Below are 24335 nucleotides of genomic sequence, written 5' to 3'. Positions count from 1 at the left end.
TATCCATATCTTTTTCATACACTAAAACACGACCATTATCATCAACAATGAAATCAAGCTATATGGAACAATTACTAAAAAAGCATCGCTCTAAAATTTGAGAAGATGCTTTTTAATGCTGATAGTCCTTCAATAATCAATTTAGGATTTTCTTAGTTTGCATTTTTATCATTATTGCAGAAACTAATCCGATACTAAGTGTTGTAGCAAGAAGAATGAATGCTAATGTAAAGCTACCAGTTTTCATAAAGTAAACAGATATAATGGGAGCAACACTTGTTCCAGCAAATAAAATAACCGTATACATAGAGATTGCAATGCCACCCATTTTCCAGCCTAATTGACCAACAAGTGTCACTAATGAAGGTACAGCAAGGGCAATGCCACTAACAAATATGACACTAATCATGGTTAAACCAATTATGTTTGAAATAACGCTCATCATGATTAGTGCGATAATCGAAAGAGTCAAGGCAACTTTAAGTACAAACAACACATTGAATCGTTTTGCTAATTTTCCTGCAAAAGGTGACGTTATCATTCCTAAAATACCAAAAGATCGAATGTAAATTAGTTTCTGACTACTCATCCCAAAAGAAGCACTTGTAAGGTACTCACCCAGAATAATGTACATACTGACAAAAGACATTAATAGAACGAATGCAATCATATAACTGAATATTAAATTTCCATTGGTAAAAATAGTACGAATCTTTTTCATAGGCTCCCATATATTTTTGGTTTGGTTATGAGTCACTCCTTTTGGTATAAACCACGATACTAGGAAGGCAGTAAAAATATATACTATAGAAAGAACATAAAATATTACATGCCAATGAGTATGTTCACTAACATATCCGCTAAATACCTGACCTACAATCCCAGCTACAAGAAACCCTGTGCTTATAAAACCAACTGCTCCTACTTTTTTATCATTTGGAAATACCTCAAGAGTATATGCAAGTGCTACTGGTGAAAAGGTAGCCGCCGCAAGTCCCTGTAACCCTCTTAGTAGTAGAATTAAAGAAAAATCAGTAACCATTCCTAGTAACAAGGTTATAATACTTAATGAAAAAAGTCCCATTACAATCACATTTTTTCGTCCATATTTTTCTGATATAGCTCCATAGAAAAAACACCCTGTAGCAAAACCAAGTGAAAAAATACTTGAAGTGATGCCTGCTTTGGACAATGAAATATGAAAATAATCACTGAAAAGACTAATAAGAGGTATTGTTAAATATAAACTAGACATAACTACCATCCCTGACCAAGATAAAATAATTGTCATCAGAGAATAATTCACTTGGTTTCCTGTAATTGCTTTGTTCATACAATAAATCACCCTTTTTAATTTGATTGACTTATAGTTAGATAATCTAATTAAATGATTTAAAAAATTAAACTGCATCAACGAAGCTACAGTTTAACGTTTCACCTCAAGTCTTCTTTGTATAGATATTAATAATTTATTAACCAGCTTCTCAAAGACTTTTCGTTCATCGGGTTCCAAATCAATCATGTTAGAAGCACAAGACGACCAATAAGTTGGCAAAATCTCAGCAACAAAACTACGACCTTCATGAGTTAAACTCACATAAATTTTCCTACGATCTTCTTTACTATGATTCCTTACGACAAGATTTCTCTTTTCTAACCAATCTATCATTGAAGTTGCCGATGCCCTCGTAATCCCTAATCGTTCAGCTATAGCAGAAGGAGTCGCTCGTCTTTCACCATGTAGTGTAAGTAATATTAGTAAGTCTAATTTACTTTCTGTAATTCCGAAAGGAGCCAGCTCAATATCCATTACATCTAAAACGTAGTCACTTAACCACAACAACATTAATCCTAATTTTGCATCTTCTTGATCCGTATTACCCAAAGAAGACGTTTGAATCAGCTCAATATACGGCTCTACGCCTAATACTGGTAAGTCATCTTCATTAGTGAACATTTTTTTAAATTTTGTCATTTAATCACCTTTTAATTAGAGTATCTAACTATCTACCATTCTAACTATAAATCTAAATTGATGCAAGAAGTATTATTACCATAAATTTCTTTAATCTAAAAGCAACACAACAAGCATTAATCTAGAACGGTGCTTTCCTATATTTCAAATAAACCTCACTTATTTATGATACAGTTCAGCGAAACTATATTAAATTCGTTATAAAAATTGAATTCCTTATTGGACTAACCTACACCGTTAGTTGAATAACAACAATCTTTTAGAAAACAGCCTAAATAAAAAACAGGGAATCAAAAACGTAAAAGAACCATATAAAGCTATAAAAGGAGGAAGTTTTCATGAACAAATATTCCCCTGCAAGTGTAAGCATGGTTTACATGATGACGAATAATGAAGTCATGAATCAAGTTATTGCTTTTCACAGGGACATGAATGGAATGCTCACCTTCGCGGGTGCCTACCCGACTAATGGGAGGGGTACTGGCATAAGGAAAGTTTCTGCGGCAACCCCAAACAACGGTGTCGATCCTCTGACGTCACAAGGAGCATTAACCTTATCCCGTGATAGTCGTTTTCTTCTCGCAGTGAACGCAGGCAGCCATAGTATCAGCAGTTTTAACATTAGTGACAGTGGTGTGCCTGTTCTCGTTGACGTGAAGCCATCGGGAGGTGCTCAGCCGAATAGTGTTGATGTATTTGGTGATCTTGTCTATGTAGCCAATGTAGGGTATGCCGCAAATAATTTTGCATCTAACATCATGGGTTTTCGCATAGATGAACACGGGCGCCTTACTCCTATTGCTGGCTCCTCACGTTCTCTCAGCACTTTTAATGCCGAGCCCGCTCAGGTTCTTTTCACACGTGATGGAAGTAAGCTTCTAGTAACCGAGTTTACTACAAACCGTCTTAGCGTTTTCAACGTCAATCAAAATGGTACAGTTTCAGAACCAATCGTTAATGATTCTTATGGTGATGGGCCATTGGGTGCCTATTTTCTATCCACTGGAATCCTCTTAGTTACTGAAGCAAGTTCAAATGCCCTGTCATCCTATTCAATGAACAACGATGGGGCTCTCCATGTGATTAGTGGCTCCGTACCAAACGGATATAAAACTGCATGCTGGGTAATCACAACAAGAGATGAACGTTTTGCCTTCATAACAAATACATTAAGCGGCACTATTTCCACCTATCGAATCGATACCAATGGTGAACTGTCAGTGGCAGGGCATATTACTAGTACACCGCAGGGTACAGCTCCAGGACTACCGATGGATGTTGGAGTGAGTAAAGATGGGCGGCATTTTTACACCCTGAACGGAAATCAGGGAACAGTCTCCGTTTTTGCGATTCAAGAGGATGGAAGTCTAGTTAGATTGCAGGTTGCTGCATGGACGCAACTCCCTTATTTTGGCTCGCAGGGATTAGCGGTTCTTTGAGTAAGTTAGGGGATAAATTAAAAAAGTTGGGTGATAAATAACAAAAGGTCAGTGATAGATGAAACTTAGGCGATAAAACACAAAATTGTTCCGACAAATTGCTAAAAGACCTTATCGAACTAGCTTCATTCGATAGGGTCTTCTAGCAACAATGATTCAATCACATGTTTTAATTGAAAAATAGACGATTGTTGACTCTCGTTCTTCTTGTAAATAAAGACAGTCTCTATCACTTTATTTAACTGCGGCAAATCGTAATAGTGAATGTTGGAGTAGTTATAAAGGTCAATTAGTTTTGTATTTAACACAGCAATCGTATTGTCTATTTGTAAAAAATCAAGGATACTACTTACCGATTTTATTTCCTTCATCGTAAATGGAACTTCATTCTTTTTTAACCATTCTGCCATCGCCCGTGTATACATACAGCCTTTACTTAATACTAGTAGTGTGACAGGTGAACGTTTCTTAAAATCAATAATATAAGAATTGTTCGAAATGACTTCAAATGTTTCTGTTGCAATCAAGTCATAATTTACATCAGGGTAGTGTTTAACAGGATTACTCGTCAGTGCACAATCCATTTCGGCATTATGTATTTTTTCATTTAAGGAAGTGCTAGATTCCACAGTGAAATCGACATCTAAAGGAATATTATTTGTCTGTAAGGCATTCATAATGGATGCACCATAAATTTTAATCGTTGTATGGGAAGTGCCGAGGCTAATTTTCGTATTCGTTTGTGCCGAACCAATCCCTTGTAAAAATTCATCGTACTCTTCTGTAATTAGCTTTAGAAATTTTAAATATTGTGTCCCTACATTCGTAATCTTCAAGCCTTGCGGTGTGCGCTTAAACACCTCTTGACCAATTTCTCCCTCCATTTTCTTCACTTTAGAGGTTAAGGCAGATTGCGTATAATTCGTAATTTCAGCGGATTTACTAAGATTTTGCCTCTCTAAAATCTCGATTTTTAATGCTATTTCTTCTATGTTCATGTTGTAGTTCACACACCTATTAAATTTTTTGATAGCTACTATCATTTTCCTCTATTTTACGCATTCATTAAGCAAGCGTAAACTCAAATACGTAAAGTTAATGAATCAGTGAAACAGCATTGGAGGAATTATTATGAATACATATTATAAATGGATCATCGTATTAGTAGCGACACTGTCCCAAACTGCGGCAACTTTTGTGACGTACGGCATGGGGCCAATTGCCACATTTTATCAAATTGAATGGGGTTTATCATCGTTTCAAACGGGTTTTATCGTTTCTGCTGTAAATATTGGGCCAATTTTTTCGATGATGCTGTTCGGCTATTTAATGGATAAAAGAGGGGAAAAACAAATTATCGGATGGGGCTCCATTTTATTAGGATTTTCAGCGCTGCTTCTCATGTTGGTCAATAATTATGCGGTGTTGTTATTTTTATTATTAATCGTGGGCGTATGGTACGGAAGTGCACAAACAGGAGGCAGCACCGCAATTGTGAAATGGTTTCCAGACAAACATCGTGGGCTAGCGATTGGTATTCGACAAACAGGCATTCCAATCGGTGGAGCTTTAGCATCAGCCATTCTCACATATATGTACTATCATCATAGCCTAACGTCGGTGCATCTTGTGCAAGGCATAGTAGCTATTGCTGGCGGACTGCTTTTTTTACTGATTTATCAGGAGCCTAAAAATCGCGTAGCAGTAGCTACAACCTCTGTCACTTTTAAAGAGAAGCTCCAAGCTATTAAAAATAATAAAGATTTATATCCAATCTATATTGTTGGAATTGTAATGATGACTTTACAAATGATCATCGTTGCCCATTTTATGAGTTATTTACATCAAGAAGGAGGTTATTCCTTAACAGCGGCGGGTCAATATTTAAGCCTTGTATTAATCGGTGGAATGATTGGCAGGGTAGCCATTGCGTGGATTAGTGATCAATTTTTTGCGCAGAAGCGGGAATATTTATTAATAATCGTAATGGCTAGTGCAGTTATTCTTATCGTCATATTGCCACTTATGCTACATGCGAGAATGTTGATGCTATTATGTTGTTTCGTATTAGGATTCGTAGCACTTGGTTGGTATTCACTGTTTATCGCTTGTGTAACAGAGCAATCGAATCCGCATTATGTTGGTCTAACTGTAAGTGCAGCCTTGACGTTGAATCAGTTATTTATTGTGATCGCCCCGTCGTTATTTGGATTCATGGTCACTTTTTTTGCAAGCTATCAATTGGCGCTTGACATTGTAGCCATATTTGTCGCTCTCGGTGCAATGAATTTATACAGGGTGACCCAAAACAAAAACGCTGTAGTATCGTAGTAATAATAAACCCAAATTCCTCTGGGCAAGTAGAGGGGGAAAGAGTATGAAAAGTCAATTGCTAAAGAAGCCGAGCTTCAATCAATCTTTAAGAAATTCGTTAACGATGGCCTATCGAGGCGTATTAAAAATTCGCCGTACACCTGAGCAATTGTTTGACGTAACGCTTCAGCCGATTATTTTCACCCTTATGTTCACCTACATTTTTGGGGGAGCCATTTCGGGTAATGTGCAAAACTATTTGCCAGTTATCATTCCAGGAATTCTCGTGCAAACGGTCATCACTACCTCAATCGTTACAGGAGTCCAATTACGGGAAGATATGGATAAAGGGGTGTTTGATCGATTTAAATCACTACCGATCGCACGCATTGCTCCGCTGGCAGGGGCCCTATTAGCGGATACGATTCGTTATACAATTGCAACTGTACTTACTTTTACTATGGGATATATCATGGGGTATCGACCAGAAGGTGGATTAGGTTACGTTACGTTGTACTTGCGGGGCTTTTAGTTATTGTCTGTGCCTGGGCTATTAGCTGGATCTTTGCCTTCTTTGGTGTCATTGCACGTACAGCTTCGAGTGTACAGGGGATTTCCATGCTAGTACTGTTTCCGCTGACATTTTTTTTCAATACTTTTGTCCCAGCTGAAACTTTGCCAAATTTCCTGCAGTGACGAAATGTGAAATTTAATCCAATTTCACATTTCGTCACTGCCGTCAGAGAACTTGCAAATTCGGGAGCAATAGGTTGGGATTTGTCAGCTTCACTTATTGGAGCTGCAATTGTTGTCATCATTTTTGCGCCACTAACAGTTCGGGCTTATATGCGTAGAACATAAAAAGCCCTTAAAGAGTGTGTTTTGAACAAGCAATTGTCAAAACACGCTTTACATAGAAAGAACAGAAGTTGTAACTGTTGTCGATTCCAATAATAGGATAAAATGAAAGGAAGAGGAACATATTCGACAAATGGAGGAATGCGAGGATGAATCAAGAAAAAAGTTCGATTTGGATTGATGCAAGTATTGCTACAGTTTGGCGGGCTGTCACAGAGGAACAGCTGCTGGTGCAATGGTACGCCCCTGATTCAACTTGGGAAATCCCCAAATTAGAGGCTGGAGAAGAGATAATTTTCTCGATAATGCCGAATGAACAAAATCAGCTTGCAGAAAAATTACCGATGGTGTTAACGATAAAAAATGTAACGCCAAATCGAGAGTTTTCTTTTTACTTAGGTGTAGAAGAAACGCTGATCGCTATCGTATTAGAGGAAGAAAAAAATGGTACCACGGTCACTTTTAATACGAGCGGCTACGAGGCTTCTCTCACTAACTTAAAAGCTTTAGTTGAGGGATATAAAACTCTTTAACATGTAATGTAAGTTTCATGAAAAAATTTATCTTCATTCAGTGAATGAAGATAAAGCCTCCGGCGGATGTCACGGATTTTGAAAGGAATGAATTGTGCTCGCACAATTCAAAATCCGGACGCAATTAAGCCAAGGCGTAATTGATTTTTTTCATGAAACTTTTTCGTTGTTCATCAGTCTAACTGTAAATGCTTTTGAGGGGGCGAGCAAATTGTTAAAAGAACAGAAGGACGCTCACTTAACTAGAGCTATGACAATGTACGGAGACTATTTATTACGAGTTTGCTATACATATGTACAAGATTGGACAGTGGCAGAGGACTTGGTACAAGACACATTTGTTAAATACTATGAAAAAATGGAACAATTTCGTGAAGAAGCTTCCATCAAAACATATTTATATCGAATTGCGATTAACAATTGTCATAGTTATCTTTCAAGCTGGCGTTATAAAAAAATACAAGTCATTGATTATTGGAGCAAATTAAAGAGCCTTTCCAACAATCCTGAAAAAGAAGTATTGATGGGAGAGGTAGATGCATTGCTAGTGGCATCGATTGAGAAACTCCCGACGAAATACAAAGATGTACTACTACTATTTCACTTTGCCGAGTTTTCCTTAAAGGACGTGGCAGAACTGCTTAAGCTACCAGAAAATACGGTCAAAACACGATTAAGGAGAGCGCGTCAAATGGTTGGTATCACGCTATTGGAGGAGGGATTCGAATATGGATCAGATTCGTAATGCCATCAACGAAATGTATAAGGAAGGCAAATTCTCTCATGAAAGTCACGTGAAAACGTTTCAAAAAATCAATCAAAAAACGAAGAAGCGAACAGCGTTAATGCCAATTATCCTAACGGTAGTCGTATCAGCTTGTCTGATCATTGGCTTAAAGATGATGCTTTTCCAACATGATATCCAATCAACGACGTCGACGGTTATCGATTCAAATTTCTATCCAGAAAAGTCTGGAAGGGTGAAAGACTATAGCGTCTTAACACGACCATGGATGGTAGTAGGATTAGTGAGTTCTGTGTTCTTATTTATTTTTGCGATATTAGCATTTATGAAAAAATGGTTTTGGCGCGTACTACTATGTATCGTCATTATTATCGCCATTTTAGGGAATATGTCTGAACGAATTGGCTATCGCGTTTACGTACAGAATGAAGCGGACATTCATAATGCTATAAAGTGGATACCATTTAACCCTGATGGTGTGAAAATGAATGATACAATAACGATTCGTCAGTATAGAATTGGTTATTTTTCAAAGGATAGCTTTCGAATTATTGTAATTTTCAAGCATGATGGAAAAGGTTATGCATTGGATCACTATATACAGAGCGAAGTAGATACCATGGTTTCTGTTTATTTGAAAGACATCCACAATCTTGTTATTCCATTACTTAACAATCATAATATTGAAAAAGTAATAATAGACACTGGTGCCGAGCGTATTGAGAAAGCAGTTGATTCGAATGATGCGCAATTAATATCAGTGCCTCTAAAATCAAAAATAGATACTTCTCAATTAGTGATACATGCACTGGATCATGAAGGAAATACTTCTATTCTTTATAAGGATTCACGTATTTTCACCTATTAACTGCTACCCCGTATGAATATGATGTTTTCATACGGGCTTTATTTTTGACATATCCATGGGAGGAGTACTCACTACGTCTTAGGTCTTAGAAGATTTTAAAGCGGAGGGTCGTTTTTATAAATGAAAATTCCTATATAATGAATTTATTGGAATATTATATAGCGGGAGGAAATTACATTGAAAAAATTTATGGGACTTGGTTTGGTTATAGGCGCCTCATTAATTGCGCTATCGGGGTGCAACTCAGTCATGCCAGGTAAAACTAAAGATGAAACAATCTTAGTCGAAAAGGATAAGGCAGAAAAGTTAGATGTTGAATTACAACTTGGAATTGGCGAAATAACAGTAGAAAAAGGTGCTAAGGATTGGGTTGAAGGTACTGCTCAATATAATATTGATAAACTTGCTCCAAAAGTAAAATATGACTTACGTGGCCAGACAGGAAAAATATCGATCGACCATAAAGGTTCAACTAGCGTGCGTTTAGGGAAAATAAAAAATATATGGGATATTAAACTAAATGAAGATATTCCAATGGATCTCTCAATCGAAACGGGAGCGTCGGATGCAGAACTAGATTTACAAGGGTTACAGCTGGAAAAATTAGATATTAACACGGGTGTTGGCGATCTTAAAGTAAATTTAGGTGGCGATTGGAAAAAAAGCTTCGAAACGAATATTGAAACAGGTGTTGGGGACACTACTGTCACTTTACCGTCAAAGGTTGGGGTAAAGCTTACGACAGAAAAAGGCATCGGCACATCAAATATTGAAGGCCTCATTTCTAAAGGAGAAGGGGTTTATGTAAACGAAGCGTATGACAAAGCAGATGTAAAAATAGAGGTCAATTCAGAAATCGGAGTAGGCGACATTACTTTCAAATTGGATAAATAATGAAAAATTTAGTAGGCTACTTTAAGTGAAGTAGGCTACTTTTTTTTGTAGAAAACATAGGTGACGGATAGATTGACAAAAGTAGTGGATAGAAGAGCCAAAGTCGTGGATAGAGAGCCAAACGTGGATAGAAGAGCCAAAAACGTGGATAGAGAGCCAAACGTGGATAGAAGAGCCTAAGACGTGGATAGAGAGCAAACGTGGAAAGAAGAGTCAAAATCGTGGATAGAACAAATAAAATGCACGATAGCAGAGCCAAAGTGACGGATTGAACGTCACCCCCGCATTTGAAGAAGAACCACTATATTTGCTTATCACCAAAATTTGGGGGAGAAATTTCTATTACATATGCAATTGTATATTGCTGGGAGACTCCATGGGGTCAAATCATAGCGTTACAGACGAGATCCTGGAGCGAGCCGGCAGAGGAACGAAGGCTAAAAACATCACATCCTGTGATAACGCCTTCGTGACCAACATCGTGTTGGCCCAATCGGCTCATTGGAAGCCCCTAGGAAAGAGCCCAGCCGGAGCGGAAATCAACCGCCCGTTAGGCCATTTTAGTTTATCTATAAAAAGAATTTTAACAAAGTGAAACCTTTTGATTGGGTTAATTACTCTAAGTATTGAAAGGAGGAAACAGCATGGAACATGACTTATCGATCGTTAAACAGGCTATTGCAGGAAATAAGGAAGCGTTTGAGCAGCTACTCATTTTAGAGGAAGAAAAATTATTTTATACCGCGCTTTCTTATGTTGGCCAAAAAGAGGATGCATTGGATGCTATTCAAGAAGCAGCATGTAAAGCCTATCTAACTGTGCATCAGCTAAAGCATCCGGAATTTTTCTCCACATGGCTGTTTCGGATTTTAATACATGAATGCTATCGTTTGCTAAAAAAAGGGCAGAAAATCATTCCTTATGAAGAAAGTGAATTATTAAATCGTTTACAGAAGCAAGAAAATGTTATGACGAATCCAATCGATTTATCGGATGCTATACAGCTTTTGAATCATTCTCAGCAAATGGCCATCATTTTATTTTATTATCATGATTTACCGATTAAAGAAATTTCAGAAGTAATGGAAAAGCCGGTTAGCACTATTAAAACGTATTTGCATCGTGGAAAAAAACAATTAAAACGAGAATTAGAAAGGAGTGCAACGTTCAATGAAAAAGCCATTTAATGAAAACAGTACCCTTCCGGAATTCCCAAGAGATGAGGTACGAACAGCGATTGTCAATGGAATAAAACAAGCAGAGGAGCAAAAAAATATGACTCAAACACCTGTACAAATTAAAAGAAAAAGCAAACGTAAACCATTATTATATGTAGCAAGTGCGGCAGCCGCATTTAGTATTATGGTAGGTTCTGCCGCGTATGTATCACCAACTTTCGCAAGTACATTATCACAACTACCAATTGTCGGGTCGGTATTCAGTAACTCAGGCTTACCTGGGCTAAAACAAGCAAGTGAACTAGGTCTAACGAGCACTATAGGAGAAAAACAAACAATTAACGGTATTTCTGTAACGATAGACGAAGTCCTTTATGACGAATCTAATATTTCTGTTGGATTTACAATTGATTCTGAAAAGGAATTAAGTATGGAATACTTTGGGTCAGGGCTTGATTTAACGATAAATGGTAAATATCCTGAGGCGAGTTCTGGTTCCTATGGTACAAAAGTTTTAAGTCCTACAGTTCTTACAGGTATCGCGACATTTGATGTAAAGGATAACATGCCAGATTCCTTTGAAATGGGCTTAGTGCTGGAAGGTAAAGGAGGGGAAAAATGGGAATTCAAAGCGCCGGTAAAAAAAATTACGGATATTGTTTATGTTCCTGTCAGCCATCAGCAACAAGCAGAGGGTATTCAACTGGATGTGTCAAAAATTTCATTAAGCCCATCAGGTATAGCACTTGACTATAAAGCTTCTGAAAAGGGGACAATTGATAATTCACAAGTAGGTGCATCGTTTATAGAATTCCGTATTACCGACCAGAATGGCAAGGAGATTACTTCGCATTCTGGTGGAGGAGAAGGTCATTTCGATAATGGTGTATGGAACTTTAGTAGCGTCAAGTCCTTTGACCCAATTTCAAACGATGTTCAAAAATTAACGATTACCCCATATTTAATGCTTCCTTCAGGCGGAGGCGGTGTACAAATGGATAAGAATGGCGCAGAAACAAAAATACCATTCGATAAGTCATCACTAAAAGAAGTGAAGTTCCAACCATTCACAGTAGAATTACCTAAGCAAAATAAATAAACATTCAGGCGTCAAATACAACCTTTGTATTTGGCGCTTATTTTATGTTAGTTTATAGAAAGCAACTGAATGAAGGAGCGAACGGATTGAAGATTTATACATACAAACAACCAGCGGTCATTGAATCAACAGAGACAGTATCAATTTTAAATGAAGCGGGGGAAGTTTCGTCGACTGTCCAACGTGTTTATTCGAATGGACTGAAAAAGGCATTTGACCGCACAATGGACTATCGCTATTTTGTACGTTTTGATGTCAGTGATGTCACTGGTCAGCCTCTTTTCACATGTAAGAAGATGTCGCGTCGTGGGCGAGTGCATTTTAAAGGGAAGGATTTCGTCACAGGCAAAGAGTATATGATTGCCTATGATGGTTGGCAAATTATGATCCCTGATTTAATCATCTCAGACGGGGTCCAAACAATAAAACTGAACAAGGAAATGGAGGACTGGTCCGAATTTTCGCTAGAGGATCAACCAATTGCACGCTGGCAGGCTGTCTTTTGTGAAACTCATTTTGACATCACCTTACAAATTGAAGACAACAGCCCAATACAGCATGAAGCCTTTTTTATTGCGATCGGACAGGCAGTGCTGTTTGTAGGAGCGTAAGATGGCGATAAATTTGAAAAAGTGTCCGATAAATCTAAAAAAATGGGCGATAGTTAAACGATAAATCTTTTTAATAATTTGTGAACAAAACTAAAGAGCATGTCTTGGTTATTCTTTCCAAAACATGCTCTTTTTAATTTATTAGAAGATAAAGCTCTCAAGTCATTTCGATTTGAAGAGCCATCAGCTGCTCCAATCCTTCTTTTAATGACGGTTGTGCCTCTCGGGCTGCCTCTTCAAGTTCCTCTATGCTCCCAAAAATCCGGTGCAGTACCATTTCGCTTTCATAAAGCTCTTTGCCTTTTAGCGCCTTGAATAGCGCCTCGGCTAGCTCAGGAGTGTCGATGGTTAAATTGGTGACTAACGTGCCTTCATCAATTCCTCCCTGTAAAATGGATACAATTACTGGCATAAGCTCTGCCTTTACGCCATGCACCTCAATAAATGCTTCCGCATAGCCATCTTGCGCTAACTGATGCTCTGTATCTACAAGTTCCATATAGCGGCACAATAGCGGAAAATAAGCTTCGCTGTACAAGCCAAGGCCCAATACTGCATAAGTGCCCGGCATGACCGATTCCTCGCTTGGCTCCACGTCCCCGTACCACGCGAACTCTTCCATAGCTGTATCTATATATTCTGCAATCTTCGGGAACAAATTAGGGTAGCCAAGAGCATTTGCAAAAAACTGATGTAGCTCGGACTTCGCCAGCTCCTCCAAGGGAAGGAAGTTCTTTTGGCTACTCTCTAACTTTAGTTGATAACTTTTAGGAAACTCTTGTTTCAAAAGATCGATAATATAATCCAACGCTTCTTTATAAGCAAGTTCTTCTTCGGAGAGAATTCGGATTTCAATCGTTTGTGTAATATCGTTGTTTCGGCCTTCTATCAGCTCTCCACGATATGTACGAGCAAATTTTCCACTGCCTTCTTTTAAATAATTAGCAGCCTCCTTGGAACCCAATTGGACTGCTAGTTCCATATATTTTTGCCGAATATCTGGCTCTGTGAAGCCAATCTGCAATGCTGCATAAAGAAAGAAATCCATCTCTCCGATATCTACGGAAGGATGAACCTCTTTCAAAGTCCAAATCATTCCATAATGACCGGATCGGGTAAAATGCTGCAGTAAAAAGTAATCCAGCGCCCATTTTTTTAACGTATAAGTATACCGACTGATCCAATCATTTTTGAGCTCTTGGTCGTTATCTAATTTGTCGGAGAGACGACGAATTAACGGATCAATTACTTCCACTTCCTGTTTCATCAAATCAGGATTGACCAAATGCAAGGCGAAAAAGAAAATGTCAATCTCTACAGGTAACACAGGTAGATCAGTAAGAATCATTGTTTGAATAAAATGATCCAGCCTCTTTTGGAGTTGAATCAACTTGGGCTCATTATATAGCTGTTTGTTAAGCGTTAATTTCGAATTCTCCCACTCAAACTCAAACACAACTTCAAACTTGTAATCAAAGAAATCGGGTTCCAGTTTTTCCGAGCGGAACAGGTCGTCTACAAGCCCGCACAAGGTAGGAAAGAACTCCTCAGTCAGAAGTTCATCGGTTAACTCCATGATGTAAGTATCCGCTCCAAATTTGTTCGAGCTGGATAATAATTTGGAGAAATCAATATAAATTTTCCCCTTAGACCAGTTAAACTTGCCTTTTCTCCACGCTACCCGGAGGTAGTTGTGCACTCCAGCTTGCAACGTTCTTTGATCCTTAAACTCATTGATTCTTTTGCTTTCTTGTTCGTAAAGTGTAGTGATTTCCTTCCATACCTTATTCAGAAAAGCTTCCACAGCCTGATTCAACGGTATCTCCTCCTAATAACTATTCTATTAGCTTAGTTAGTTTTATAAGTAAAATTGTATTAGTCTACATATATTTTACATAATCTTACACAAGAAGCGAACATCTTTTATACTAATCTGCTTCGTTCGCTTAGTTTAAGTACAAAAGTTCACACATTCATTGTCGGATTAGCATTAAAAAATAGCTTATTTCTAAGAAAGCTATTTTTAATAAAACTCTGTTTAGTTGAACGATAAATTTAAAAAAGTGTCTGATAAAATGAAAAAGTTGGGTGATAAATCAGAAAAATAGGCGATAAACTGAAAAATTTGAGTGATAAATGAAAAACAGTCCCTCTGCTACTTAAGAGGGGCTGCTTTCGTTTAAATATCAAGCATTTCATTCGCTAATTTTTTACGACTAATCCAGTAACCTTGTAGCGTAAAGACAATAATTGTCGCGCCTAAAAAGACGATACTCGTAACACCTAATGTAACGAAGTCATAAGATCCTCCGTCAATCGTAAACATTAATTTTGTAAATAGAAGTCCAAGAAATGTCCCGACAGCCAGCCCATAAAGTACAAAGGATAACACTTGCGTCAAAATTAGCTTGATTAATCCTCGTGGTGAAAGACCTATAAGCCGCTGAATCGCATAATCGGCACGTTTTGAGTAAATGGAGTGAAGCAGTGTTTGCAATACGCCGAGACAAGTTGCAGAAATTAAAATAACAAAGACTCCAACAAAAAGGCTCCAGCGCTGGAAGGTCATTTCATCGTTTTGTTTGATAAATGTCTCTTTATCAGTAATTTTTAAAGCTGGCCAACGCTCTTGTAAGTATGAGAGATCAGCTAATGCCTGCTCTGTATCATCTGCTTCCACCATTATGTTTGTAATGATAGTTGAATCAGAAGATACTAAAAAAGAAGACCAATCCACAAATAAATCCATATATTTAGTATAAGAATCAAGAGCTACATCAATTACTAGCAATTCACCAATTGGCACATTTTGTTGAAGTATTTCATCAAATGTCCCTGCCATTATACGATCACCAACTGCTAATTGATGTTTTCTAGCAAATCTTTCTGTAATGATCACTCCATTTTTCAAATCTCCATTAACAGCATCAAGCTTTTTTAATTGGACGTATTTTTCAACATCAATGGCCTGGAAGTTACTACCTTCTTCCCAGCCATTTTCGCCTTCAAGCGCGATCCAAGGTGCTTCACTTCGTGCATAGGCATAGTCCACGCTCGGCAATGCCTCAATTTCTTTTATTAGATCCGGTGTAATGGTTGGGTCATTTAATTCATTATCAATTTTAATCGATGTTTCATATTGAGAGTTAATATACTCATAGGAGCTTTGCTGAGCAGATTTAAATAATGAGCTACCAAATATTAAAATGACCATTAACCCGATAATGCTAAGTATAATCGGCATATTTCTTCGTACCTGTGGCATAAGCTGCTGACACGCTAAGTATGCTTCTTTGCCGAGCACAGTACGAATAGGCTTCAATGTAATTTTGAATAGTGCTGTAAAGAGGTATGGCATTATATAAAGGAAAATTCCACTAACAAGTAATGTACCAATTAAAATCATAAGTGCACCTTGTCCACTATTCTTTCCGACTTTATAAGCATTTAAAAACAAGAATAGGGACATGAACGCAACGCCACTCACAACAATCGTTTTCCATTTTGCCCATCGTAAACTTAAATTTTCATTCTCTGTTGCGATTTGTAAAGGTAATAGACTTGAGCTTTTATGAACTTGCCACTGTGTGATTAGCTGGAGCAATAAAAAACTTACAATAGCAATCACCAACACAAAGATCATCGGTAAATCAGTTTTTGCATCTGGCATTTTCATCAAACTAATGAGCTGTGGTAGCCAACTTTTTATTATCAATAAACTGACCGTCGTCCCTAGCAATACGCCAACGCCAATGATTGTAGATAATTGCAATTGTACAATGCGTCCTACTTGCTTGGTAGAGGCGCCAAGTGCACGAAAAACCATAAGCTGTTCTTTAATTTTGTAAAATAATAGCTGGAACGTTGATAGCAGTAAAACACTTGAAATAAGTAATATAAAGAATGAAAGTACAATCATAAAAATGATTAATGCTTGTAAATTTCTCTTAAATTCATCATAGTCACTCATGACATCTACACGTAATGTTTCATCAAGTTGTTTCAAATCTGTACCAACTGAGGTTGCCATATTATCTTCCGTTTTAATGAGTGCAAACATACCGGCTGTTTGTGCATTACTATTATTCATCCAAGATTTCAACACATCATTTTGCATAAGGATAAAATTAGGACTATCTGTGCCTTTAAGAGGTGGAAGGATTTCTTGTATCGTAAAGCTACCTGTATTTGCTTCATCAGAGTCTCCAGTCGTTTTATTGAAAGTAACGTTTAGCGTATCGCCGACCTCTTTGTGGAAAAGACGTGCCACATTTTCAGCAATCACAACTTCGTTCGGGTCAAGATCGACATTAAAATGATAGCGGCTTTTCACTAAGTCGTCGTTTTCCACACCAACTGTATAAAATGATGTATTTTTCTCATTTTCAACATTTGTTTGAGCTAGTGACACACTCGAAACTTTTGTAACACCAGGCATTGCTTCGAAATTTTCGATTTGCTGTGAAGTTAACAACCTATTTTGATCGGGGTTATAGCCGACCATTAAATCCATTTCTCCAAATTGTGCTTGTATGTCTTCTTTCATTTGACTATGGGCATTCCATATGTAAACACTCATTGTCATGACAAGGCAAATGGAAATGGTAATAATACTAATACTCGTTAATACATTGGCCCATGCTGCACGAAATAGCTTCAGAGCAATGGTACGCATCGTAAACATTACATATCACCTCTAGTAATCAGCTTGAACTTCGCTAAAATACAATCTAAATCCTCAGCTGTTTGCGTATTTTGATAGGAATCCACAATAGCACCATCATGGAAAAATAATACACGATTTGCATAAGTCGCAACATAAGGGTCATGTGTCACGAGTAACATGGTTTGACTCATATTTTTTTGCAAGTCTACTAACAGCTCTAAAATTTCATCGGTCGTATTCACATCCAATGCACCCGTCGGCTCATCTGCCAGCAATATTGGTGGGTTTGCAATAATAGCGCGGGCTATGGCCACTCGTTGCTTTTGACCACCAGAAAGCTCATTTGATCGATGCTTTGCCCATGCAGCTATATTAAGCTTTTGCATCATTTGCTGTACGCGTACTTTGATCTCTTTACTCGGTATATCATTGAGGATAAGAGGGAGCGCAATATTATCTTCAACTGATAAATCCTTCAACAGATGGAATGATTGGAAGATAAAGCCGATATTCTCTTTGCGGAATTTCGATGCTTTTGGCTCTTGATAAATATCATGCGCTTCCTTTCCAAATAAGAATAACGCTCCTTCAGTCGGTTCATCGATGGCGCTAATCATATTGAGCAGTGTACTTTTACCAGAACCACTCGTCCCCATAATGGCCACCATTTCACCTTGATAAATCGTACAATGGATATTTTTCAATGCATTGACTGTATGATGCTTTTGTTGAAAGATTTTTGACATCCCTTCGATGCGTAACACTTCTGTTAAACGTCCTTCGGGGATCGGAATCGCATTAATAACTCCTTTCAACGGATTGAACCCATTCATCTATATATGCCCCCTTTAATTGTTGTCGTAAAGCTTGTAAACCTCGGCGAATATGCGTTTTCACAGTACCCTCAGGACATTGTAAAATCGCTGCAATATCTTTTACCGAGTAGTCTTGATAAAAACGTAATAGTAAAACCGTTTTGTATTTTTCCTCCAGCTCGCAAAGAGAATGCCATAAATCAAGTTCTTCTTCGATATATGTAGGTGATGTACTATTGAGATCCTCTAATGTATGTGGTTCTACAAGCTGTACCGAATTTTTCTTGACAAGATAGGTTTTACAGCAATTAATAATAATGCGCGTTAACCAGGTAGAAAAATATTGAGGGTCGTTTAATTTAGGTAGGCCCTCATATGCACGGATAATGGTCTGTTGAAAAACTTCTACGGCGTCATTTTCATTTTGTACATAAACATAGGCCATTCGATATAACTTATGTTGCTCCTGCTCAATAAGCTGATAAAAAGCTTGTTCATCTCCGTTTTGTGCTAGCTGTACTAATGATTCTTGCTTTGTAGTAATGAAAATCGCCTCCTTCCGACTATTAGACTTGGCAAACTATCATTTCGATTCAATTTTTTTATTTTCTTGGAATTAAGTGGGTCAACACCAGAACGTGGGGGATGATTTCCGTTCCGACTGGGGGCGTCCGATGAGCCACTTTTGTTGCTGTCGCTGTCGCTTTGCTTTCGCACAGAAAACATCCGCTGAGCTCCAGGGGCTCGGGCCAATACGAAGTTGTTCACGTAGGCGTTATCACAGGACGTAATGTTTTAGCTTTCGTTCTTATCGCTAATGACAAAGAAGTCGCTCAGTCTCCACTCCAATCAACTTATATTCAAGTGTCATCCCAAACTTATTGTGTCGTTCCAGTTTAATAGATGAAGTCCAAATTATGGTTAAAAATTAATTTATTGCTATAATACCATTAATAGAGTGGGAGTTATGGAGGTTTATAGAAAGTAAACTAAAATAACCAATAAGCGTGTTCTAAGGAGGAAATATAGATGAAGAAAAAGCCTATTTATGTGGAAGTGGATATACGAGCACCCATCGACGAGGCTTGGAATTATACCCAAAACCCTAAGCTGCATGAGCAATGGGATTTACGTTTTACTTCTATTACATATATCGATAAAAAATCTCCTGAAGAACCTCAGCGCTTTACCTATGAAACGAAGGTGATGCCGGGCATATCAGTTAGTGGCTGGGGAGAGAGTAAAGGAGAGCATCATAAAAATGATGGCACGAAAACATCTTCGTTACATTTTGGTACACCCCAAAAAATATCCCCAATTGCAGAGGGGAAAGGATACTGGCAATATATTCCCAATGACAAGGGGCTTACATTTTTAACGAAGTATGACTATGATGTTCGCTACGGGAAACTAGGGACATTATTTGATGCAGTGTTTCGTCCCGTAATGGGCTGGGCAACAGCTCTTAGTTTCGATGTTTTAAAAAGATGGCTTGAAAAAGGAGAAAATCCTTATTCTCAATATCGTCGCTTCTTTTTAACAACGCTCATTAGTGTGCTTTTTTGTTTTGTGTGGTTGTACCACGGTCTTGTGCCGAAAATCATCGTACAACATCCTACTGAGGTGATGATGATTGAGGAATTACTAGGCAGGGATTATAGTCAGTTGAATGGATCGGGTGTTGAGCAGAGCGGACCTGCAATCGAGCAGAGCGGAAATGTTGCAGCTCCGAGCATATCTGCAGGATCCGATAAGAGTAACACGAGCCAAATAGTAAACTGGATTGGACTTGCGGAGATAACCTTTGCACTTTGTTGGTTATTGCCTCGAGGAAAGCGTTTATTGTTTGGAATGCAAATAGTGCTATTCCCATTTTTAACATTGGGTGCCGTACTAACAGATAAAATGATTGCTACTGCTCCATTTAATCCTGTAACACTTAATGTAGCATTATGGGTATTATCTATTATCGGGTTGATTCTAAGTAAAGATATGCCTAGTGCCACAAGCTGTAAACGAAAGCAAGGAGGAACAACATGACGATTTATCAAACTTTATTAGGCGAGGACTTTACTCGACTCCATCCAATGCTGCAGAAGCGTTATATGTTACCTGTAGATCAGCCTTTTTATGCTACTGGCGTGATGCATAAAATTGAGTCTGGTGCAAAGTGGCTGCGTCCTTTTTATGCGATAGCTACCAAAACTAAATTCCTGTTTCCTGAATCAGGCGACGATGTTCCATTCTCCATTTGTAATACTTGTCGAGTATTGCCAAGTGGAGAACTTGAAGTGTTATGGGAGCGTACTTTCAATTTTTCAAACAGAACAAGACATTTTGATGCGAGAATGACGATTGATCCAGTCCGAAAAATAGTGAAGGATTACTTAGGATCACCAGCTCTTTTTTATTCAGATTTGCATTTTACGGTGACACGTGAGGGGAAATTGGTCATTCGCTCTGGGGTTCAACGATTTGTAGTTTCCAAAATAGAATGTTCAATACCCAAAATATTAGAGGGGCGTGTTATCGTCGAGGAAGGATTTGATGACAAAAGGAATGTGTTTACGATTCATGTGTCCATCCATAATCCATTGATAGGGAGGCTAATGATGTATGCTGGAGAATTTACGCAACAATCTAGGTAGTCCAGTCCTAGTATTAGGTCTTATGTTGTCGGTCGTTTGTTATTTGTTTAGCCCGCAGCCTGAATATATGTTGCTACTTACGGTTGCACAGCTGATCTTTGTTCCTGCGATGGTGAAAATGGTCATTCCCTTTACCAAAGCCGGCGATGCTATTATTGTCACGATGATGCTTGCTATTACGATGCTACATTGGTGGTCTGAAGGTTGGATAGCAATCGTTCTCGTACTTATTTACGTTCTTTATACGGCGTTTATAGCTATACAAGGTGTGAAGCGATTTTTACAGAGAGGCTTTACAAACATGGCGGAGATATCAATTGACGTGGGGCTAATTTATATATTGATCGGTGGACTATGGTTTTTTGCTTTTATCGCAAACATCGATACAGGTTTTTCATCGCTGATAACATGGTTAACAGCCATCCATTTTCATTACTCAGCTTGTTTATTAGCTATTTCTATAGGTCTTTTTGGGCGAATACATAAGAGTAGATGGTACAATGCAGTCGTTGTTATTTTATTGACTGGCCCGCTTCTTGTTGCAGTTGGTATAACGTTCTCTACACTAATAGAAATTATTTCTGTGACACTTTATATCGCTGCGATTTACAGTTTATTTTTCCTTGCTTTAAAAACGAAACTTCCTCGTGGACAAGGTTTACTGTTACGCATTTCCTATGGGTCTCTATGTATCACGATATTATGGTCGTTTATATATGCATTTGGATATGTAGGAATACCAGGAATGCTAAAATTCCATGGATTTATGAATGGTATTTTCTTCGGTAGTGTAGGGGTGCTAGCTTGGGCAATAGCTATTCCCGAAACTAAATTTCATCCATTTCATTTTCCTGTTAGCCAAATTAGGGGGAAATTGCGAGAACGAAAAGATCCGCACCCAGGTTTAGTCGATGCGCTTAGTGACTTTGTTGATACGACAAAGCTGCCACACATCATTCCACATTTTTATGAAGAAACCAATCAGTATCGTTTAATGGCATCTGTAAAGTGGAAAAGCTGGTTTAAACCGTTTGCTTTGATTTATCAAGGCTTGAGTCGCTTCATGCAACAGCTGAATTTACCCTTCTCCAGTAAGCAAGTTGAGATGACAGGGAAGGTTGTTAAAGTAGATGAGCTGCACGATGGGCGTCCAGCTCCACGTGCATGGATTCGTAAAATAGACGAACAAACAACTTTTGTCGCAATCTATTCAAAGCATACAACAGGACAAACCACCTATATGAATATTGCACTTCCATTGCCTTTTTCAACAATGATTGGGGTGTTACATTTATATGAAGATAATGGTGCTTTATATTTAACGAGTAATCACGATGGGGATGCTGGGATTTATTTAGCCATTAACCGTTTTTTATTTCAACTTCCATTACAGGAGCATTTTAAGATAAAGGCAGAAGATTCAACAACACTAACGGCTGTGCACAAGATGCGTATTTTCTGTCTTCCTTTTTTAGAAATTAACTATCAAATAACAAGAAAATAGATTCTTATTAAAGGAATCTGCCTATTTTTACTAGAAGGTCATATAGACACTAAATGGTTGATTCGTTGCGATTAACTAAAGGGATTTCAGGTTTTGATGAAGACCATCTTATTGAACAGGATTTGCGATCTTTCCAGTTGATGGTTTATCATTTAGTTACAAATGAACAACGAGCAAAAGCTATCCAATTTATTGATCAGCCTCGGAGATGTTATGTTTAATTATTGGGATTAATATTTAAATAGAAGGAACAGCCTACTTTTGAGGTTGTTCTTTTTTTGTATCAAAAGTCCTGTTTTGGGGTCTTTGGGGTAGTCCATCTGTCTGAAAATTATGGCTTTTATAATCCGCTGAAAATTACATAAATATCAACTAGTTATTTCGTTTAATCTAGAAAAAATTCCAAATCAATCCAAACTTGGCTCGCGAGTGTTAAATTACTAATGGTATGCAAATTATGACAATGCACATTATTGCATTTGGAAAGTAAGGAGAATTTGAAATGAATTTTAAGTCAATTAGTAAAAGAATCGTTTTTTCCTTCAGCATTGTAGTAGCAGTAGTGATTTTATACATTGGTTACAATTTTTATGCAGTCAACCAAAGCAACAGCGCAACAGAACAAATTATTGATGAAGAATTGCAATTATTAATTTCAGATTATGAGGAAGCCCAGACGATAGGGCTAAGAATTGCGGCAGCTAGAGGGTATATACTTTCTGGTGATGAAAAGTATAAGGAAATTTTTGGAAATAATGTCAAGCATGCTGATGAGAATGAGAAAATACGTTTAGCAATATCAGAGACAGGTGATTTCAACAAATTTGCGGAAATGGCTAAAGAATGGAGCAGTTATGTTGAAAAAGAAGTATTTACTGTTTATGACCAAGGCCAAATTGAACAAGCAACAAAAAATTTAGCAACTATGAGTGATAAGGCTACGGAAATACGTGAAGGCTTTGAGGGGTTAGCAGAGCATCGTAAGCAATCGATTAATGCGACTGGTGCAGACATTGTCAGTGCAGGCGAGACTAAGCAGCTTACAGGTATAATCGTCGGCATTGTGATTGTTATCGTTTCTATCGTGATTGCATTATTAAGTGCTCGAATCATTTCAAGACCAATCATCGCTGTGACAAATCGTATGCAACGAATTACTAAAGGTGATTTAAGCGAGCCTGCACTTGTTGTGAAATCAAAAGATGAAGTAGGACGGCTTACAGAAGCGACTAATACGATGTCCGATATTTTGAACCGTTTATTAAAGAAAATTCAAACCGTGTCTAATGATGTAGCTGCGCATAGTGAAGAGCTTATGCAATCAGCAACAGAGGTGAAAACTGGTACGGAACAAATTGTCGACACAGTCACTGAAATCGCGAGTGGTACTGAAGTGCAGGCAAGTAATGCATCAGATGTAGCTACAACAATGACAGAATTCACCTTAAAGATGACAGATGTCAATAATAGCAGTACGGATGTTCAGCAATATTCCCAAAATGTTATGGCTTTAACGAAAGATGGCCAAGATTTAATGGACGCATCCACTGAACAAATGACATCCATTCATCATATTGTGAAGGATGCAGTTCAAAAGGTGGACGAACTAAGTAAACAAACTCAGGACATTTCAAAAATCGTGGCAGTGATACAGGGTATTGCTGCACAAACGAATTTACTGGCACTGAATGCAGCGATCGAAGCGGCTCGAGCTGGGGAGAATGGTAAAGGATTTGCGGTCGTGGCAGATGAGGTTCGTAAACTCGCTGAACAAGTAGCAGTCTCAGTTGACGATATCACAGGCATCGTACAAAAAATCCAACAAGATTCCAACATGGTGACATCCTCATTGGAAAATGGCTATGAAGAAGTTGAAAAAGGTACAACTCAAATTGTTGCTACAAATGAAACATTCAGCCAGATTGCAGAAGCTGTTTACTCAATGTCCGCAAACATTGACAGCATGACGACAAAGCTAGAAGACGTAGTACAAAACACTGTCAATATTCATAAATCAGTGGACGAAATTGCCGCTGTCTCGGAGCAATCCGCTGCAGGTATACAGCAAACTTCTGCAACAATCGAACAAGCAGCCAGCTCAATGGATGAAATCAATAAAAGTTCAGCTAATTTAGCGGAAATGGCAGAGAGTTTAAACGACCTTGTTAGGAAGTTTAAATTGTAATTAA

Annotated in this window: 21 protein-coding genes and 1 pseudogene; 15 read left to right on the top strand and 7 right to left on the bottom strand. The window is 38.0% G+C overall.

What is annotated here, in order from left to right:
- Positions 1-136: 136 nt before the first annotated feature.
- Positions 137-1333, bottom strand: a complete 1197-nt coding sequence (locus ACYQ73_RS08995) for an MFS transporter (protein ID WP_460012165.1) — start codon at positions 1331-1333, stop codon at positions 137-139.
- Between the two features lie 93 nt (positions 1334-1426).
- A complete protein-coding gene (locus ACYQ73_RS08990) occupies positions 1427-1975 on the bottom strand; it encodes a MarR family winged helix-turn-helix transcriptional regulator (protein ID WP_460012164.1) in 549 nt (182 codons plus the stop codon).
- Positions 1976-2313: 338 nt separating this feature from the next.
- On the opposite strand from ACYQ73_RS08990, the gene ACYQ73_RS08985 reads away from it, so the two are divergent.
- Positions 2314-3414, top strand: a complete 1101-nt coding sequence (locus ACYQ73_RS08985) for a lactonase family protein (RefSeq protein ID WP_460012163.1) — start codon at positions 2314-2316, stop codon at positions 3412-3414.
- A gap of 125 nt (positions 3415-3539) precedes the next feature.
- Here the strand turns inward: ACYQ73_RS08985 and ACYQ73_RS08980 are convergent, their stop codons facing one another.
- Entirely contained in the window at positions 3540-4412 is an 873-nt protein-coding gene (locus ACYQ73_RS08980; protein ID WP_460012162.1) for a LysR substrate-binding domain-containing protein, read from the bottom strand.
- 133 nt (positions 4413-4545) lie between these two features.
- Here ACYQ73_RS08980 and ACYQ73_RS08975 point away from each other — a divergent pair, with 133 nt between their 5' ends.
- The 9 genes and pseudogenes from ACYQ73_RS08975 (at position 4546) to ACYQ73_RS08935 (ending at position 12513) form a co-directional block, all read left to right on the top strand.
- Entirely contained in the window at positions 4546-5745 is a 1200-nt protein-coding gene (locus ACYQ73_RS08975; RefSeq protein ID WP_460012161.1) for an MFS transporter, read from the top strand.
- Between the two features lie 46 nt (positions 5746-5791).
- A pseudogene (locus ACYQ73_RS08970) lies at positions 5792-6588 on the top strand (ABC transporter permease).
- A gap of 146 nt (positions 6589-6734) precedes the next feature.
- Positions 6735-7118: an SRPBCC family protein gene (locus ACYQ73_RS08965; RefSeq protein WP_460012160.1), complete on the top strand. Its 384-nt coding sequence runs from the start codon at positions 6735-6737 to the stop codon at positions 7116-7118.
- A gap of 211 nt (positions 7119-7329) precedes the next feature.
- Positions 7330-7863 (top strand): sigma-70 family RNA polymerase sigma factor, encoded by a 534-nt coding sequence (locus tag ACYQ73_RS08960; protein ID WP_460012159.1) that lies wholly within the window; start codon positions 7330-7332, stop codon positions 7861-7863.
- Positions 7847-8731, top strand: coding sequence for a hypothetical protein (locus tag ACYQ73_RS08955; protein WP_460012158.1), 885 nt, complete (start codon positions 7847-7849; stop codon positions 8729-8731). The genes ACYQ73_RS08960 and ACYQ73_RS08955 overlap by 17 nt, the downstream gene beginning before the upstream one ends.
- Before the next feature lie 177 nt (positions 8732-8908).
- Positions 8909-9625, top strand: a complete 717-nt coding sequence (locus tag ACYQ73_RS08950) for a toast rack family protein (protein ID WP_460012157.1) — start codon at positions 8909-8911, stop codon at positions 9623-9625.
- 644 nt (positions 9626-10269) lie between these two features.
- Positions 10270-10812, top strand: a complete 543-nt coding sequence (locus ACYQ73_RS08945) for a sigma-70 family RNA polymerase sigma factor (RefSeq protein ID WP_460012156.1) — start codon at positions 10270-10272, stop codon at positions 10810-10812.
- Positions 10796-11902 carry a DUF4179 domain-containing protein gene (locus ACYQ73_RS08940; RefSeq protein ID WP_460012155.1) on the top strand — a complete coding sequence of 369 codons (1107 nt, stop codon included), beginning with the start codon at positions 10796-10798 and terminating at the stop codon, positions 11900-11902. The genes ACYQ73_RS08945 and ACYQ73_RS08940 overlap by 17 nt, the downstream gene beginning before the upstream one ends.
- An 86-nt stretch (positions 11903-11988) precedes the next feature.
- Complete coding sequence (locus ACYQ73_RS08935; RefSeq protein WP_460012154.1) at positions 11989-12513, top strand: tubby C-terminal domain-like protein; 525 nt, start codon at positions 11989-11991, stop codon at positions 12511-12513.
- Between the two features lie 157 nt (positions 12514-12670).
- Here ACYQ73_RS08935 and ACYQ73_RS08930 read toward each other — a convergent pair whose 3' ends face one another.
- The 4 genes from ACYQ73_RS08930 to ACYQ73_RS08915 form a co-directional block, all read right to left on the bottom strand.
- Positions 12671-14329 (bottom strand): DUF6138 family protein, encoded by a 1659-nt coding sequence (locus tag ACYQ73_RS08930; protein WP_460012153.1) that lies wholly within the window; start codon positions 14327-14329, stop codon positions 12671-12673.
- A gap of 363 nt (positions 14330-14692) precedes the next feature.
- Positions 14693-17197: an ABC transporter permease gene (locus ACYQ73_RS08925; protein WP_460012152.1), complete on the bottom strand. Its 2505-nt coding sequence runs from the start codon at positions 17195-17197 to the stop codon at positions 14693-14695.
- Complete coding sequence (locus ACYQ73_RS08920; RefSeq protein ID WP_460012323.1) at positions 17197-17925, bottom strand: ABC transporter ATP-binding protein; 729 nt, start codon at positions 17923-17925, stop codon at positions 17197-17199. The genes ACYQ73_RS08925 and ACYQ73_RS08920 overlap by 1 nt, the downstream gene beginning before the upstream one ends.
- 52 nt (positions 17926-17977) lie before the next feature.
- A complete protein-coding gene (locus tag ACYQ73_RS08915; protein WP_460012151.1) occupies positions 17978-18439 on the bottom strand; it encodes a sigma-70 family RNA polymerase sigma factor in 462 nt (153 codons plus the stop codon).
- A 584-nt stretch (positions 18440-19023) separates the two neighbouring features.
- Between ACYQ73_RS08915 and ACYQ73_RS08910 the strand changes: the two genes are divergently transcribed.
- The 5 genes from ACYQ73_RS08910 (at position 19024) to ACYQ73_RS08890 (ending at position 24331) form a co-directional block, all read left to right on the top strand.
- The gene (locus ACYQ73_RS08910; protein ID WP_460012150.1) at positions 19024-20034 is read left to right on the top strand and encodes a DoxX-like family protein; all 1011 of its coding nucleotides are present in this window, start codon (positions 19024-19026) and stop codon (positions 20032-20034) included.
- The gene (locus ACYQ73_RS08905) at positions 20031-20642 is read left to right on the top strand and encodes a DUF4166 domain-containing protein (RefSeq protein WP_460012149.1); all 612 of its coding nucleotides are present in this window, start codon (positions 20031-20033) and stop codon (positions 20640-20642) included. The genes ACYQ73_RS08910 and ACYQ73_RS08905 overlap by 4 nt, the downstream gene beginning before the upstream one ends.
- Positions 20611-22146, top strand: a complete 1536-nt coding sequence (locus ACYQ73_RS08900) for a YndJ family protein (RefSeq protein ID WP_460012148.1) — start codon at positions 20611-20613, stop codon at positions 22144-22146. The genes ACYQ73_RS08905 and ACYQ73_RS08900 overlap by 32 nt, the downstream gene beginning before the upstream one ends.
- 53 nt (positions 22147-22199) lie before the next feature.
- On the top strand, positions 22200-22367 hold the full coding sequence (locus ACYQ73_RS08895; RefSeq protein ID WP_460012147.1) for a hypothetical protein: 168 nt from the start codon (positions 22200-22202) through the stop codon (positions 22365-22367).
- Between the two features lie 281 nt (positions 22368-22648).
- Entirely contained in the window at positions 22649-24331 is a 1683-nt protein-coding gene (locus tag ACYQ73_RS08890) for a methyl-accepting chemotaxis protein (protein ID WP_460012146.1), read from the top strand.
- Positions 24332-24335: the final 4 nt, after the last annotated feature.

Source organism: Lysinibacillus sp. CTST325 (assembly GCF_054665055.1).
Note: the sequence above shows the minus strand (reverse complement) of the source record. Positions and strands in the feature narration are given on the sequence as shown.

Bases quoted from the DNA above. Each gene is read 5' to 3' on its own strand.
- ACYQ73_RS08975 (WP_460012161.1), top strand. From the start codon at position 4,546: ATGAATACATATTATAAATGGATCATCGTATTAGTAGCGACACTGTCC.
- ACYQ73_RS08925 (WP_460012152.1), bottom strand. From the start codon at position 17,197: ATGTTTACGATGCGTACCATTGCTCTGAAGCTATTTCGTGCAGCATGG.
- ACYQ73_RS08895 (WP_460012147.1), top strand. From the start codon at position 22,200: ATGGTTGATTCGTTGCGATTAACTAAAGGGATTTCAGGTTTTGATGAA.
- ACYQ73_RS08995 (WP_460012165.1), bottom strand. From the start codon at position 1,333: ATGAACAAAGCAATTACAGGAAACCAAGTGAATTATTCTCTGATGACA.
- ACYQ73_RS08920 (WP_460012323.1), bottom strand. From the start codon at position 17,925: ATGTCAAAAATCTTTCAACAAAAGCATCATACAGTCAATGCATTGAAA.
- ACYQ73_RS08965 (WP_460012160.1), top strand. From the start codon at position 6,735: ATGAATCAAGAAAAAAGTTCGATTTGGATTGATGCAAGTATTGCTACA.
- ACYQ73_RS08900 (WP_460012148.1), top strand. From the start codon at position 20,611: ATGCTGGAGAATTTACGCAACAATCTAGGTAGTCCAGTCCTAGTATTA.
- ACYQ73_RS08990 (WP_460012164.1), bottom strand. From the start codon at position 1,975: ATGACAAAATTTAAAAAAATGTTCACTAATGAAGATGACTTACCAGTA.
- ACYQ73_RS08915 (WP_460012151.1), bottom strand. From the start codon at position 18,439: ATGGCCTATGTTTATGTACAAAATGAAAATGACGCCGTAGAAGTTTTT.
- ACYQ73_RS08980 (WP_460012162.1), bottom strand. From the start codon at position 4,412: ATGAACATAGAAGAAATAGCATTAAAAATCGAGATTTTAGAGAGGCAA.
- ACYQ73_RS08940 (WP_460012155.1), top strand. From the start codon at position 10,796: ATGAAAAAGCCATTTAATGAAAACAGTACCCTTCCGGAATTCCCAAGA.
- ACYQ73_RS08985 (WP_460012163.1), top strand. From the start codon at position 2,314: ATGAACAAATATTCCCCTGCAAGTGTAAGCATGGTTTACATGATGACG.
- ACYQ73_RS08890 (WP_460012146.1), top strand. From the start codon at position 22,649: ATGAATTTTAAGTCAATTAGTAAAAGAATCGTTTTTTCCTTCAGCATT.
- ACYQ73_RS08955 (WP_460012158.1), top strand. From the start codon at position 7,847: ATGGATCAGATTCGTAATGCCATCAACGAAATGTATAAGGAAGGCAAA.
- ACYQ73_RS08945 (WP_460012156.1), top strand. From the start codon at position 10,270: ATGGAACATGACTTATCGATCGTTAAACAGGCTATTGCAGGAAATAAG.
- ACYQ73_RS08910 (WP_460012150.1), top strand. From the start codon at position 19,024: ATGAAGAAAAAGCCTATTTATGTGGAAGTGGATATACGAGCACCCATC.
- ACYQ73_RS08905 (WP_460012149.1), top strand. From the start codon at position 20,031: ATGACGATTTATCAAACTTTATTAGGCGAGGACTTTACTCGACTCCAT.